This window comes from Coprococcus sp. AM100_B19A (assembly GCF_027662015.1).
In the GTDB taxonomy this organism is placed as follows: Bacteria; Bacillota; Clostridia; order Lachnospirales; family Lachnospiraceae; genus Allocoprococcus; species Allocoprococcus comes.
Genome location: NZ_JAQDKN010000002.1, coordinates 61,495 through 76,391 on the forward strand (window position 1 = coordinate 61,495; position 14,897 = coordinate 76,391).

15 protein-coding genes, 1 tRNA gene and 1 other annotated feature are annotated in these 14,897 nt (G+C 43.2%); of the genes, 14 read left to right on the forward strand and 2 right to left on the reverse strand.

Annotated elements, in window-relative coordinates:
• Positions 1-35 precede the first annotated feature (35 nt).
• Positions 36-224, forward strand: coding sequence for a hypothetical protein (locus PGQ33_RS02480; protein WP_117835252.1), 189 nt, complete (start codon positions 36-38; stop codon positions 222-224).
• Positions 225-240: 16 nt separating this feature from the next.
• On the forward strand, positions 241-2,637 hold the full coding sequence (locus PGQ33_RS02485) for a glycoside hydrolase family 2 TIM barrel-domain containing protein (RefSeq protein ID WP_270205199.1): 2,397 nt from the start codon (positions 241-243) through the stop codon (positions 2,635-2,637).
• 82 nt (positions 2,638-2,719) lie between these two features.
• Here PGQ33_RS02485 and PGQ33_RS02490 read toward each other — a convergent pair whose 3' ends face one another.
• Entirely contained in the window at positions 2,720-3,292 is a 573-nt protein-coding gene (locus tag PGQ33_RS02490; RefSeq protein ID WP_118217288.1) for a flavin reductase family protein, read from the reverse strand.
• A 131-nt stretch (positions 3,293-3,423) separates the two neighbouring features.
• On the opposite strand from PGQ33_RS02490, the gene PGQ33_RS02495 reads away from it, so the two are divergent.
• The 11 genes from PGQ33_RS02495 (at position 3,424) to PGQ33_RS02545 (ending at position 12,538) form a co-directional block, all read left to right on the forward strand.
• Positions 3,424-3,768 carry a winged helix-turn-helix transcriptional regulator gene (locus tag PGQ33_RS02495; RefSeq protein WP_270203336.1) on the forward strand — a complete coding sequence of 115 codons (345 nt, stop codon included), beginning with the start codon at positions 3,424-3,426 and terminating at the stop codon, positions 3,766-3,768.
• Positions 3,769-3,871: 103 nt separating this feature from the next.
• The gene (locus tag PGQ33_RS02500) at positions 3,872-4,399 is read left to right on the forward strand and encodes a hypothetical protein (protein ID WP_117823951.1); all 528 of its coding nucleotides are present in this window, start codon (positions 3,872-3,874) and stop codon (positions 4,397-4,399) included.
• 3 nt (positions 4,400-4,402) lie between these two features.
• Positions 4,403-4,954: a 2-C-methyl-D-erythritol 2,4-cyclodiphosphate synthase gene (ispF, locus tag PGQ33_RS02505; protein WP_117556289.1), complete on the forward strand. Its 552-nt coding sequence runs from the start codon at positions 4,403-4,405 to the stop codon at positions 4,952-4,954.
• Positions 4,955-4,991: 37 nt separating this feature from the next.
• Positions 4,992-6,122, forward strand: coding sequence for a GNAT family N-acetyltransferase (locus tag PGQ33_RS02510; protein ID WP_173824605.1), 1,131 nt, complete (start codon positions 4,992-4,994; stop codon positions 6,120-6,122).
• Positions 6,123-6,181: 59 nt separating this feature from the next.
• Positions 6,182-6,422, forward strand: a binding site (T-box leader).
• A 144-nt stretch (positions 6,423-6,566) separates the two neighbouring features.
• A complete protein-coding gene (gene epsC / locus PGQ33_RS02515) occupies positions 6,567-7,241 on the forward strand; it encodes a serine O-acetyltransferase EpsC (RefSeq protein WP_117556283.1) in 675 nt (224 codons plus the stop codon).
• Between the two features lie 20 nt (positions 7,242-7,261).
• Complete coding sequence (gene cysS / locus PGQ33_RS02520; protein WP_270205200.1) at positions 7,262-8,668, forward strand: cysteine--tRNA ligase; 1,407 nt, start codon at positions 7,262-7,264, stop codon at positions 8,666-8,668.
• Entirely contained in the window at positions 8,653-9,120 is a 468-nt protein-coding gene (locus PGQ33_RS02525; protein WP_270205201.1) for a Mini-ribonuclease 3, read from the forward strand. Before cysS ends, PGQ33_RS02525 begins: the two co-directional genes overlap by 16 nt.
• 1 nt (position 9,121) lies before the next feature.
• Positions 9,122-9,871: a 23S rRNA (guanosine(2251)-2'-O)-methyltransferase RlmB gene (rlmB, locus tag PGQ33_RS02530; RefSeq protein WP_117556277.1), complete on the forward strand. Its 750-nt coding sequence runs from the start codon at positions 9,122-9,124 to the stop codon at positions 9,869-9,871.
• 12 nt (positions 9,872-9,883) lie between these two features.
• Positions 9,884-10,522, forward strand: a complete 639-nt coding sequence (locus PGQ33_RS02535; RefSeq protein WP_117556275.1) for a sigma-70 family RNA polymerase sigma factor — start codon at positions 9,884-9,886, stop codon at positions 10,520-10,522.
• Between the two features lie 72 nt (positions 10,523-10,594).
• Positions 10,595-10,667: transfer RNA gene (locus PGQ33_RS02540), tRNA-Thr, on the forward strand.
• 206 nt (positions 10,668-10,873) lie between these two features.
• On the forward strand, positions 10,874-12,538 hold the full coding sequence (locus PGQ33_RS02545; RefSeq protein WP_008374772.1) for a glutamine--tRNA ligase/YqeY domain fusion protein: 1,665 nt from the start codon (positions 10,874-10,876) through the stop codon (positions 12,536-12,538).
• Positions 12,539-12,690: 152 nt separating this feature from the next.
• Here PGQ33_RS02545 and PGQ33_RS02550 read toward each other — a convergent pair whose 3' ends face one another.
• On the reverse strand, positions 12,691-13,008 hold the full coding sequence (locus PGQ33_RS02550) for a hypothetical protein (protein WP_270205202.1): 318 nt from the start codon (positions 13,006-13,008) through the stop codon (positions 12,691-12,693).
• Positions 13,009-13,258: 250 nt separating this feature from the next.
• Between PGQ33_RS02550 and cls the strand changes: the two genes are divergently transcribed.
• Complete coding sequence (gene cls / locus PGQ33_RS02555) at positions 13,259-14,845, forward strand: cardiolipin synthase (RefSeq protein ID WP_270205203.1); 1,587 nt, start codon at positions 13,259-13,261, stop codon at positions 14,843-14,845.
• The last annotated feature ends 52 nt before the right edge of the window (positions 14,846-14,897 follow it).

Below are 14,897 nucleotides of genomic sequence, written 5' to 3' on the forward strand. Positions count from 1 at the left end.
GAGTTTGAAGGGTATGGCAGAGCAGAATAAAAGATATGAATACCGATCAGACGGCATTTTTAGATTCGCATATGCAGTGGATCGTGGAAGCCGGAGAAATCACGGTTGGAGTGGGTGGTTCATCGGAAGAGATACAGCTCACCGGAAAATTTGTGATCACAGATACTGCAGTGATTGATGGAAAAACAAGAGGCTTTTATGCCAAGAGTAATATCGTAGATTAACAAACGGGGTGAAATAATGAAAAAAGCAGCATTTACTGAAAACTGGACATGTAATGGGACGTCTGTGATCGTGCCGCATGATGCGATGATCCATGAAAAGAGAACTGCAGATGCAGCAGGGGGCAGTGCGCACGGATATTTTCCGGGAGGGATATATACCTATGAGAAAAAATTCTTTATTCCGGCAGAGTGGAAGGAGAAATATCTGGCGGTAGAGTTTGAGGGCGTATACAAAAACGCAGAGGTCTTTCTGAATGGGAAAAAGCTTTATGAAAAACCGTATGGTTATGTTCCGTTTCTGGTACGATTAGATGAGAATGCGAACTATGGGGAGGAGAATCTTCTGACTGTAATTGCAGATAACTCGAAGCTTCCGAACAGCCGGTGGTATACAGGAAGCGGAATTTACCGTCCGGTGAATCTGTATCTGTCTGAGAGGACACATATTAGTTATCAAGGGGTAAAAATCACGACGCTGTCCTGCAAACCGGCAAAGATAAGGATAGAAGGAAAGCTGGAAGGAATTGACAGTGCGAAAGAATATGGTGTCCGTATGCAGATACAGGACGGAGAAACTACCATAGCAGAAAAGTTTGTAAAGGTAAATGCTGCGCAATCAGGGAATGAAAAAACGACTGCTGTAGCAGAGATCGAGCTGCCAGAGGCAAGGCTCTGGGATGAGGAATCTCCGAATCTTTATCTTGCTAAGATCATACTTGAAGAGGGCGAAAAAATACTGGATACAGCAGAAGAGAGGTTTGGTATCCGTAAGCTTTCCTGGAGTACGAAGGGATTTTTTGTAAATGGAAAAGCGACGCTTCTGAGAGGCGGCTGTGTCCATCATGACAATGGGATCCTGGGAGCGGCAAGCTGGGAAAAAAGTGAGAGAAGACGTGTGAAGATCATGAAAGAAGCCGGATTTAATGCCATCCGAAGCTCTCATAATCCTGCCAGTGAAGCAATGCTGAGAGCGTGTGATGAACTGGGAATGTATGTTATGGATGAAACCTTTGATACCTGGTACAACCGAAAAAATAAATATGATTATGGATGTGATTTTGAAGCATGGTGGGAAGCGGATACGACTGCCATGGTCGAGAGAGATTATAATCATCCTTCGGTCATTCTGTATTCGATCGGAAATGAGGTTGCAGAACCTTGTGAAAAGAAGGGACTTCAGGTTGGAAGTGCTATGATAGAATGCATACACAGTCATGACCATACTCGTCCGGTTACCTGTGGAACCAATCTGATGGTGATGGGCAGAACTGCAAAGGGGCAGGGGATTTATCAGGATGGCGAGACAAATACGACATCCTCATCCAAAGAACAAAAGAAAGAAAGCAATAACAGCCTGGCGTTTAATATTATGGCTTCGTTCATCGGAAGCGGCATGAATAAGGGCGGAAATTCCAAAAAGGTGGATGCGATCTCCAGTCCGTTCTTGGATCGTCTGGATATAGCAGGTTATAATTACGGCTCCGGAAGATATCCGCTGGAAGGGAAAGCACATCCGGAGAGAATTGTGTTTGGAAGCGAGACTTTTCCACAGGATATCTGGAAAAACTGGAAAATGGTAAAAGAATATCCGTATCTGATCGGTGATTTTATGTGGACAGCATGGGATTATCTTGGTGAAGCAGGAATCGGAGCGTGGAGCTATACCGGAGGTATGCCGTTTAATCGTCCATATCCGTGGCTGCTCGGAGGTGCCGGGGTAATCGATATTCTTGGAAATCCAGATGCTTCATGTCGGTATGCGGTAGTCATCTGGGAGAAAAATAGTAAACCAGTCATCGGAGTCAGACCGGCAAATCATCCGGGAGTACGTGTCAGCAAGTCAGTCTGGAGAGGGACGAATGCGATAGAAAGCTGGTCCTGGTCAGGCTGTGAAGGGAATAAGACGATCGTAGAGGTTTACGGAAACGGTGCGACGGTAAAATTGTATCTGAATAACAAACTGATCGGCAAAAAGAAGCTGAAGCAGTGTAAGGCATTGTTCTCTGTAAAATATAAGTCCGGAAGCTTATGTGCCATCCAATACGACGCGCAGGGAAAAGAAATCGGAAGAAGTAGACTCCTTTCGGCAGAGGGGGAAAAGCGGATTTCGGTTTGTCCGGAAGAGAAGCAGGTGAAAGCAGGAGATATTGTCTATGTGGATATCTCTGTCAAAGGCGCAAATGGCATAGTAGAGTCAGCAGCTGATGAGCAGCTGAACTGCAGGGTAAAGGGAGGCGTGCTTCTGGGATTTGGAAGTGCAGATCCATGTACCACAGAGGCATATGATACAGGAAAATTTAAGACATATTATGGAAGGGCACAGGCGGTCGTCTATGCGCCAGAAACCGGAACAATCCGTGTGGAAGCAGAAGGAGAACATTCCCGCAGAGAAGCTGTGATTGAAGTGGTATAAATATCTGTTTGTATGTATAGATGAAATAAGAAAAGAGGACATCACTTTGAGAAAAAGTGAGATGTCCTCTTTTTAGGTGAAATTATTTATTCATCAATCCCGCTCCGGCTTTCCAGGCGGTAGCAACGCGCTTTCCGGTAGAATAGTATCCACTTTGGAACTGATCAAACATCAGAGCCTGCAGTTTTTTCGGATCTACCTTTCCATTTTCGGAGAGAACAGATTCCTCAGCTTTTACATTGACAATCTTGCCAACGATTCCTGAGATGTGCTCCGTATCGACGAATTCCAAAAGCTCACACTCCATTACAACAGGAAATTCTTCGATGATCGGAGCGTGTACCTTATCACTTTTTACAGCGTGATATCCGGTACGCTCAAATTTGTCATCGATTTTATTGCCGGAAGCGATTCCGAAGAAATCTGCCACGTCTACATGCGCTTCGTCAGCAAGTGCTACAGTGAATGCCTTGCTTTCCTTGATATTTAACCAGGTCTTTTTGCCTTCTCCGATGAAAAGGATGATCTTATCCATATCGCAGATCTGTCCCCAGGCAACATTCATTACGTTTACTTTTTCATTTGCGTCATATGCAGCTACCATCAGCACCGGCATAGGATAAACTGCAGGAACGACACCTAAATCTTTTTTCATTTTCATACCTCCGTACTATGATTCGATTGCTTTTTTAAGAGCTCCTATTTATAATTATATAAAGATGTGAAGAAATAACAAGTACCATCTTTTAGGTTAGGTACTTACCTGAAAGGAAGTGTAGATAAAGAATGAAAGAGTGTAAAATGAGAGATTATATTGAAAATGCAGATTTTGAAGAGACGGGGTTTAGTTATACCTTGTCTTTGATTTCTGGTAAATATAAGATGATCATTCTCTACTGTCTGATGGAATATCAGCCGGTCAGGTTTAACGAGCTGCAGCGTTATCTGGGGAAAATTTCGGATAAGACGTTAAGTCAGAATCTGAAGGAATTAGAGAAAGATGAATTGATCCACAGGGAAGCGTATCCGCAGATTCCGCCGAAGGTGGAGTATTCTCTGACAGAGCGTGGAAAATCTCTGATGGTGGTTTTGGACCAGCTTTGTATTTGGGGAACGGAGAATCGAAAATAAAATATTGCGGAGAAAATGAAAACTTGCGCTTTCTGATAAGTAGTCAATTTCTCCAATATGTGATAAAATACAACTAAATTACGACAAAATGGAGGAATATCATATGACATCAAAATCAAAGCAGGTGATCATGGCGGCGGTTGGAGCGTATCTGGTGTATACCGGTGTATCTCTGGTGCGTGAGACGATAGCCGGGGAACCGAAGAACCAGATTTTGTTTATTCTGGCGGGAGTATTTTTTGCAATATTCGGACTGGCTACGATTGTTCATAATATCAGAATTATCGTAAAGGCGACAAAGGCAGAGATCCAAGCTACGGAAGCAGAAACAGAGGAGAATTCCGATACGGATGCCGAGGAAAGCGAAGAAACAGAAAAGGAATCTGTGACAGGAAAAGGTGTTGTAGATGTTCAGGTGGGAGCAGGTACAAAGGAATCTGATAAGACAGAGAAAAAAGTAGAAGTTGATCTTGGAAAAGCACAGAGTTCAGAAGAAAAAAATGCAGAGTCTGAATCAGAACTATCATCAGATGAAAAACAGGAAGACAATGAGGATGAAGAAAAGTCTGGTGAAGAGAAGATATCAGAAGAAACTGATTCATCAGATGAAAAACAGGAGGAAAAAGAATAGAAAATGCGAGTTGGAATGGGATATGATGTTCATAAACTGACGGAAGGAAGAAAACTGATTCTTGGCGGAGTGGAGATACCATACGAAAAGGGGCTTCTTGGACATTCGGATGCAGACGTACTTCTGCATGCGATCATGGATGCCCTGCTTGGAGCGGCATCACTTGGAGATATCGGAAAGCACTTCCCGGATACAGATCCAGCATACAAAGGAATTTCCAGTATTAAGCTTCTGGAGCATGTAGGAAAGCTTCTGGATGATCATATGTATGTGATTGAAAATATTGATGCGACGATCATTGCGCAGAAACCGAAGATGCGCCCGCACATCGAGCAGATGGAAAAGAATATTGCAGAAGCACTGCATATTGAAAAGGATCAGGTAAATGTCAAGGCGACGACGGAAGAAGGTCTTGGATTTACCGGAAGTGGGGAAGGAATTTCTTCCCAGGCAATCTGTGCAATCGAAAAGCTGACTAATTTCAGCAGTGTAGACGTAGCAGTACCTGCAGGTGGCTGCGCAGGCTGTGGAGGTTGTGCAGCAAGACAGATGTAGATCAAGTCTGAATGGAAAGGTACGGCGAAAAAGTAAAATGAAGATACTGAAAAAACTGAAGCCGGAAGAGCGTGGGCTTACAAGAACACTGTGGGAACAAGTATTTACAGAAGATACAAAAGAATTTCTGGACTATTATTACACAGAAAAGACGAAGAATAACGAAATCTATGTGATCGAGACGGATCACGATATCCGGGCGATGATGCAGCTGAATCCTTATGTAATACAGATGGGGAAAAAGGCAATAGAGAGCAGATACATTGTTGCAGTTGCAACAGAGCCTCTTTACCGGCACAGAGGTTATATGGCGGAATTATTAAGCAAGACAGCAAGAGATCTGTATCAGCAAAAAATGCCATTCTTTTTCCTGATGCCCGCAAGTGAGAAAATTTATTATCCACATAATTACCGGTTTATCTATGCAGCCGATGTGTGGAGTGTAAAAGGAACAGACGGGGAAGAACTGACAATACAGAAGATCGTGGAATTACAGAACGATTCCGGCGTGACACTCAGAAAGGCAGAGGGAAAAGACTGTAAAAAGCTGGGGGATTTTGCGGAAGAAGTTCTGGAAAAACAGAAAATACAGGTATATACCAAACGGGATGCAGCTTATTATATGCGCCTTTTGAAGGAACAGGAAAGTGAAAAAGGCGGAATCCTGATCGCAGAGCAGGATGGAGAGATGCGAGGAATCCTTGTTTTTGATGAAGAAGATGGGCTTGCAGTAAGAGAGCCATTGATCCGAAAAGGATATGAAGATGTTTTTGATAAGGCAGGAGTCATCCTCAAAAAAGAAGAAAAGAAAAAACCGTTGATCATGGCACGGCTTTTGAATATAGAAAGTCTTCTGTCTTCGATGGTGTGCAGAGAAGAGATGGATCTGGAGTTTGTTCTGTATGATCCGGTTATCCGGGAGAATAACCGTCTGTTTATGCTAAAAGGCAATGAAGAACATCTTGTAGTTCGGACAAGGACAGCGCACACCGGCAAAGATGATGCTGTGCAGAAGATTAGTGTTGATGCGCTTACATCGATCGTATTTGGCTATAAAGAGCTGGAAAAGATTGAAGAGGAAGAAAAGGAGATTTTTTCAGCAGAATTCAAAGAAGAAATCAGTAAACTGATGCCGTTTTCTCCTGTTTTTATCAACGAGATTGTCTGATAAGCGGTTGACAAAAAAGAAAAAATCGCATACTATATGTACTAGATATGAATAAAACTGAAAAGACGGAGAACGAAAAGAGTAATTATCCTCAGAGTTCCATCAGAGAGGATCTGTCATCGGCTGAAAGCAGATCCAGGAGCAGGGATGATGAAGTGCATTCGGGAGTTGACCAGGCGAACGTGAAAGTGAAGATTTTACAAGTAGCCGGGTACGTGTGGCAGACGTTACAGGCCGTGAGAGAAAAGCAGGAGTGCTGCTTTTAATTTAGGGTGGAACCGCGGAAACTTCGTCTCTTTATGAGACGGAGTTTTTTATTTACGCGAGCAACGAGCCAAAGTCCGTGCTTGCACGAGACCTTGGCGACTGCCGCGATAACTTGAGAAACTCGCGGAGCGTGTTTCTCATAGTTTCACAGGAAATTCCAAATCAGAGGTGAATGAAATGGGAGTTATTTCCTATATCAAAGAAGAAATCAAAGTAGTAAAAGAACGAGATCCGGCAATCAAATCGGATATAGAAGTATTTCTGTATCCAAGCTTTAAGGTAATGCTTCATTACAGGATCGCACATAAGCTGTATCTGAAAAAACATTATTTTCTGGCACGGTGGGTGTCACAGCGTGGTGTCAGAAAGACAGGAATTGAGATCCATCCGGGAGCAACCATTGGAAAAGGGCTTTTTATCGACCATGGAAGTGGCGTTATTATCGGCGAGACTGCAATCCTGGGCGATAATATTACACTGTATCAGGGAGTAACCCTGGGTGGTACAGGAAAAGAGCAGGGTAAGCGCCATCCAACGCTGGAAGACAATGTTATGGTCAGTGCTGGTGCGAAGGTCATCGGTTCCTTTACAATTGGAAAGAATTCCAAGATCGGAGCAGGATCTGTTGTTATAGAGGAAGTACCTCCGAACTGTACCGTTGTTGGTGTCCCGGGAAGAATTGTCCGCATGGGTGACCAGAAAGTTCCGAGTGCTGACCTGGATCAGATCCATCTGCCAGATCCGGTATTGAATGATATCCGTCAGCTTCAGACTGACAATATCCGTCTGAAGAAAGAACTGAAAGCATTGAAAGAAAAACTCGCGAAAGAAAAAATAATCGAGGAAGCATAGAAAAAAGAAGGAGTAGCTTTATGAAAGTATTTAACACACTTACGAAAAAGAAAGAAGAATTCGTTTCTCTGGAAGAAGGAAAGGTAAGAATGTATGTCTGCGGACCGACCGTATACAATTACATCCATATCGGTAATGCAAGACCGATGATCGTATTTGATACCGTCCGCCGTTATTTTGAATACAAAGGATACGATGTCAATTATGTATCGAACTTCACAGATGTGGATGACAAGATCATCAAAAAGGCAATTGAAGAACAGGTATCCGCGCAGGAAATTTCACAGCGCTATATTGCAGAGTGCAAAAAAGATATGGCAGGAATGAATGTAAAGCCTGCAACCAAGCATCCGCTTGCAACAGAAGAAATCTGCGGCATGGTGGAGATGATTTCCGAGCTGATTGAAAAAGGTTATGCTTACGAGAAAAACGGAACCGTTTATTTCAGCACAAGAAAGTTTAAAGATTATGGAAAATTATCCCACAAGAATCTGGATGATCTCCGTTCCGGTGGACGTTCTCTTCTGGTAAGCGGTGAGGATGAAAAAGAAGATCCGCTGGATTTCGTACTCTGGAAGCCGAAAAAAGAAGGAGAACCTTTCTGGAAGTCACCTTGGTCAGATGGACGTCCGGGATGGCATATTGAGTGTTCTGTGATGTCGAGGAAATATCTTGGCGAACAGATTGATATCCATGCAGGTGGAGAAGATCTGATATTCCCACATCATGAAAATGAAATCGCACAGAGTGAAGCCGCTAACGGTAAAGAATTTGCAAGATACTGGATGCACAATGCATTCCTGAACATTGACAACCGCAAGATGTCAAAATCACTCGGAAACTTCCGTACGGTAAGAGAGATCAGCGAGCAGTATGACCTCCAGGTGCTTCGTTTCTTCATGCTGAGCGCACATTACAGAAGCCCGCTGAACTTCAGTGCAGAGCTGATGGAAGCATCCAAGAACGGTCTGGAGAGAATTCTCAATGCAACCGATAATCTGAAACATCTTATCGCTTCAGTGGCAGCAGAAGAGATGAGTGCCGAAGAAAAAGAAGCATTTTCAAAAACTGATGCATATGTAGAAGAATTTGAAAAAGCAATGGATGATGATTTCAATACAGCAGACGCAATCGCAGCAATCTTTGAACTTGTAAAATATGCAAATACCACTGCGACAGCAGAAAGCTCAAAGGAATATCTCCGGGGATTACTGGACAGAATCGTAAAACTCGGTGATGTCCTGGGACTGATCCTGGATAAGAAGGAAGAACTTCTGGATGCAGATATTGAGAAACTGATCGAAGAGCGTCAGGCAGCAAGAAAAGCAAAAGATTTTGCAAGAGCCGATGCGATCCGTGACGAGCTTCTGGAAAAGGGAATTATCCTGAAGGATACCAGAGAAGGAGTACAATGGAAAAAAGCGTAGAATTTGAAATTGCTGACTATATAAAAGAAGTGCTTGAGATGAAAGAGGTGGAGCCGGAAGGCTATTCACCTCTTACCCTGGCTTATATAGGGGACAGCATTTATGATCTGGTCATCAAGACAAAGGTGATCAGCGAAGGCAATAAACAGGTAAAAAAATTACATCAGGAGACAAGCAGTATGGTGCAGGCGTCTGCTCAGTCAGAGATGATGCGTGTCCTTCAGTCATTGCTTACTGAAGAAGAGCATGCTGTTTACAGAAGAGGCCGAAATGCTAAATCAGTATCGCCGGCAAAGAACCAGTCACTGACCGATTACCGACGTGCAACCGGATTTGAAGCGTTGATGGGATGGCTTTACCTGAAAAGAGAATGGAAAAGAATGGCAGATCTGATCAAGATCGGTCTGGATCACTTAAGCGAATGCGAAGAAGAAAAGAAGCAGGAGAAATAGAATGGAAGAAAAAAAGATGAACAGTCAGCAGATCGAGGGAAGAAATGCAGTAATGGAAGCATTTCGCTCCGGGAAACCGATTGACAAAGTATATATTCTTGACGGATGTCAGGACGGACCGATCAGAAGTATCGTAAGAGAAGCAAAAAAGCATGATACGATCCTGAATTTTGTAACCAAAGAACGTCTGAACCAGATTTCAGAGACCGGAAGACATCAGGGGGTCATTGCACAGGCAGCGGCTTACGAGTATGCGCAGGTGGAAGATATGCTGGAGCTTGCAAAACAGAAAGGGGAAGATCCTTTCCTGATCCTTCTGGACAATATTGAGGATCCACATAATCTCGGCGCGATCATCCGTACTGCCAATCTTGCAGGTGCGCATGGTGTGATCATTCCGAAGCACCGCGCAGCAGGTCTTACTGCAATCGTTGCAAAGACATCAGCAGGTGCGCTGAATTACACACCGGTAGCAAAAGTCACCAATCTGGTGAAAACCATGGAAGAACTGAAAGAAAAGGGACTCTGGTTCGTCTGTGCAGATATGGATGGGGATGTGATGTACCGCGTGAATCTGAAAGGACCGATTGGTCTGGTAATCGGAAACGAAGGCGAAGGTGTTGGACGTCTGGTAAAAGAAACCTGTGATATGACGGCAGCCATTCCGATGAAGGGAGATATTGACTCCCTGAATGCGTCTGTGGCAGCAGGTGTCCTTGCCTATGAGATCGTGCGTCAACGCATGAGTTAGGAAAATCGGAGAATGAAAATGGATCTGGGGAAAATGACGGATGAGCAGCTGATTGAACTGCTTCGGGAAGGTAAGACCGAGATCACGGATTATCTGATGGAAAAATACAAAGACATGGTACGCAAACAAGCGCGTGCCATGTATCTGTGGGGCGGAGAAAATGATGATCTGATCCAGGAGGGGATGATCGGTCTTTTTAAAGCGGTGCAGGATTATGAGCCGAAAGAAGGTGCAAGCTTTTCAAGTTTTGCCGGACTTTGTGTGTCACGCCAGATGTATACGGCGATTAAGGCTTCACAGCGGAAAAAACATCTGCCGCTCAATTCCTATGTGTCGATTTACGCATCTGCCAGTGACAATCCGGAGGAGAACGGGCTTTCCATAGTAGATACGATCGAAGCAGGGAAAGAGAGTAATCCGGAGCTGATGATTCTTGGAGAAGAGTATACGAATGCATTTGAAGAGGAACTGAAAGAAAAATTAAGTAAGCTGGAGCGAAAGGTGCTGTATCTTCATTTGCAGGGAATGGAATATCTGAAGATTGCAGAATTTATGGACAAAAGTCCGAAGACGATCGACAATGCCCTGCAGCGAATCAAAGCGAAAGCACGCCAGCTTCTGGAAGAAAAACGCCGGTCTGAAAAAAAGTAAAAATAAAAATTTAAAAATATTGACAAGCAAAGCAGTGATGTGCTATATTAAATGAGTCGCGAAAATGCGCAGGCTGCCTTGGCTCAGTCGGTAGAGCGTCGCCTTGGTAAGGCGGAGGTCGGCGGTTCGATTCCGCTAGGCAGCTTATATATTTAAGAAGCAGAGTTGTATTTCCGGTTGGAAGGTACAATGTCTGCTTTTTTTTCACTTGTCCGTGTGTAGAAAGTGTGATAAACTAAAGGACATGAATCAAAACTGTCCACAGGACAATGATTGAGATGCATGACAAGAAAAAGACTGCCATATAATGGCAGATTATGAAGTAATAGAGAGATGCGAGGAGGAACTTCAATGGCAGAAGAAGCTGTATCAAAGAATTTTATAGAACAGGAAATTGAAAAAGATCTTGCAGAAGGCGTATACGATCATGTATGTACCCGTTTCCCACCGGAACCGAACGGATATCTTCACATCGGACATGCAAAGTCCATCCTTTTAAACTACGGACTTGCACAGAAGTATAACGGAACTTTCCATATGCGTTTTGATGATACTAACCCGACAAAGGAAAAGACAGAGTTCGTTGAGTCTATCAAAGCGGATATCAAGTGGCTAGGTGCTGACTGGGGAGATCACCTTTACTTTGCATCTGATTATTTTGACCAGATGTATGAGTATGCGATCAAACTGATCAAGAAAGGAAAAGCTTATGTCTGTGACCTGACAGCGGATCAGATCCGAGAGTACAGAGGAACTCTGACAGAGCCGGGAAAGGACAGCCCGTACCGTGACAGAAGTGTGGAAGAGAACCTGGAGCTTTTTGAAAATATGCGTGCAGGCAAGTATGCAGACGGAGAGAAGGTTCTCCGTGCGAAGATTGATATGGCATCACCGAATATCAATATGAGAGACCCGATCCTCTACCGTGTAGCACGTATGACACATCACAATACGGGTGATAAGTGGTGCATCTACCCGATGTACGATTTTGCACATCCGATCGAGGATGCGATCGAAGGAATCACTCATTCTATCTGTACACTGGAATTTGAAGATCACAGACCGCTTTATGACTGGGTAGTAAGAGAATGTGAATTTGCAAATCCACCGCGTCAGATCGAATTTGCAAAATTATATCTGACGAACGTAGTTACAGGAAAGCGTTATATCAAGAAACTTGTAGAAGATAAGATTGTGGACGGCTGGGATGATCCGAGACTGGTTTCTATCGCAGCACTTCGTCGCCGTGGATTCACACCGGAATCTATCAAGATGTTCGTTGACCTGTGCGGAGTTTCCAAAGCGCAGAGTTCTGTAGATTATGCAATGCTCGAATACTGTATCCGTGAGGATCTGAAGCTTAAGAGAGCACGTATGATGGCAGTTCTTGATCCAATCAAGCTTGTGATCGACAATTATCCAGAAGGACAGATTGAATATCTGGATGCACCGAATAATCTTGAGAATGAAGAACTTGGAAGCCGTCAGCTTCCATTTGGAAGAGAGCTTTATATTGAGAGAGAAGACTTTATGGAAGAGCCTCCGAAGAAATATTTCCGTCTGTTCCCAGGCAACGAAGTACGTCTGATGAATGCTTACTTTGTAACCTGTACAGGATTTGAAAAGGATGAAGACGGTAATGTAACTGTTGTACATTGTACTTATGATCCAGAGACAAAGAGTGGTTCCGGATTCACAGGAAGAAAAGTAAAAGGAACGATCCACTGGGTAGAGGCAAGTACAGCACTTCCGGCAACCGTAAGACTGTATGAGAACCTGATCGACGAAGAAAAGGGTGTCTACAATAAAGAAGACGGTTCCCTGAACCTGAATCCGAATTCTCTTACAGAGAAAGAAATCTTTGTAGAATCAAACTTTGCAGATGCAAAAGCATATGAAAGCTTCCAGTTTGTACGTCAGGGATATTTTTGCGTGGATTCTCATGATTCGTCTAAAGAACATCTGGTATTTAACAGAATCGTTTCACTGAAGAGTTCATTCAAGCTGCCAAAATAAAGAAAGCAGTCTTGCTTAGAATTTAATTGCAAATAATGTGTTAGTCGACAGTTTTTGAAAAGAAATGGCAATGAAAAACCCGGTAAGAATGAAAAATTCTTCCGGGTTTTGGTTTTATGCAGAAAATGATAAGCTGTAAGAAAAGTTCTTTCTTAAACTTCTTCTGAAGCCGGATCGGATTCTTCGGAATCAGTTTCCGGTGTCTGGGAAGCGGCTTCTGCATCGTCAGTTTTTTCTTCAGACTCTTCAGAGGTTTCTTCCTTTGCAGAAGATGGAGTAAGAGTTGTGTAACCACGCTCAGGCACTTCGCCAAGATCATCATCCAGTTCAAAATCATCCTCTTCAAAAGAGTCATCGAACTCGTCTTCCGGTTCTTCATTATGTCGGTTCTTTAACCAGTAATATGCACCGGCACCAGCTGCGCCTGCGGCAGTCAGTCCGAGCAGGATTTTACCAAAATTTTTAGCCATGTTGCTGCTCCTTTCTTGATCTCGTCCTGTCAGATATGGCAGATGAGATAGTTCGTCATGAAATATAGTATACATGAATAATTTTATTGTAATACTTTTATTTGAAAAGGGAAAGTAAAATATTTATAAAAGAACCAGAAAAACAACAAAAATAAGGAAGTGTTGTACGATTATAAGCAGCTGGAATGTTGTGAAAGAATAAAAATTGTGTTACGATATAAAATAGTATCTAAAGAGAGGAAGACCGCGCATGAGAGAAATTACAAAATACCATGACACCAGTAAGACAGTCAAAGAACGTGCCAAGAACAAATTATTTGGTGCAGTGTACAGCCATACTGCAATTATTCTTTTACTGATCCTTCTTCAGATTGGTATTATGGTTCTCACTTTTACATATCTGGGAAATTACAGTACCTATATGAACGGAGTGATATCGCTTCTTTCTTTTATCACAGCGATTTATATTTTCAATGAAAAAGGGAATCCGGCGTTTAAGATGACGTGGATCCTGTTTGTGTTCCTTGTCCCGGTGGTCGGAGTTGGATTTTATCTGTTTACAAAAGCAGGGATCGGAACCAAATATCTGGGTGCCAGACTGGAGAAGCTTCGAGTGGAGACTGAACCTTATATGCAGCAGAATGAATATGTCGTCCATGCGATGAAAGGTGGAAGGGTTGCAAACGCCAATCTGTCACATTTCCTTTATAACCAGGTGGGATTTCCGACTTATGGGAACTCACAGGCACAGTATTTTCCACTGGGAGATGACAAATTTCCGGTTCTGATCGAAGAACTGAATAAGGCAGAAAAATTTATTTTCATGGAATATTTTATTATCGGAGAAGGATATGTGTGGGACACTGTTCTGGAGGTTCTGCGTAAAAAGGTGAAAGAGGGCGTGGAAGTACGCCTGATGTATGACGGAACCTGCAGTATCAGCCTTTTGCCGTATGAGTATCCGAAGCAGCTCCGGGAATATGGAATCCAGTGCAAGGAATTTGGACCGATCGTACCCATCCTTTCTACCAGCCAGAATAATCGGGATCACCGGAAAATCTGTGTGATTGACGGAAAGGTTGCATTTACCGGAGGTGTCAATCTGGCAGATGAATATATCAACAAGAAAGTCCGGTTCGGACACTGGAAAGATACAGCGATCAAAATCGAAGGTGATGCCGTGCAGAGTTTTACCATGATGTTCCTGCAGATGTGGAATATTACGGAGAGACAGCCGGAGGATTATGCAAAGTATCTGACAGAAAAGCAGCCGGGATTCAGCCGCAAAGATGGTTATATCATCCCATACGGAGACAGTCCGTTCGATCATGAAAATGTAGGAGAAGAAGTGTATTTCCACATTCTGAATCATGCGAAGAAGTATGTGCATATTATGACACCGTATCTGATCCTGGACAATGAGATGATTGATGCGCTGACAAGAGCTGCAAAAGGTGGAATAGAAGTGCAGATTATTATGCCACATATTCCAGATAAGCCGTATGCATTTTATCTTGCGAAGACTTATTATGAGGAACTGATCGCAGGTGGGGTAGAGATCTATGAATATACGCCTGGATTTGTTCATGCAAAAGTATTTACTTCAGACGATGATACGGCGACAGTAGGCAGTATCAATCTGGATTACCGCAGTCTTTATCTGCATTTTGAATGCGGTGTTTTCATTTACCGCAATCCGGTTGTGCGTGATATTGAAAAGGACTTCCAGGATACACTGGCAAAATGTCAGAAGGTGACGATGACGGAGGTCAGAAACCGGAGTACTTTTGTGAAAATATACGGTCAGGTTTTAAGACTTGTGGCACCGCTGATGTAGCAAGACTGTTACGGAGCATAAAATCAAGAAAAATACGGAATTTTCGGGAAGT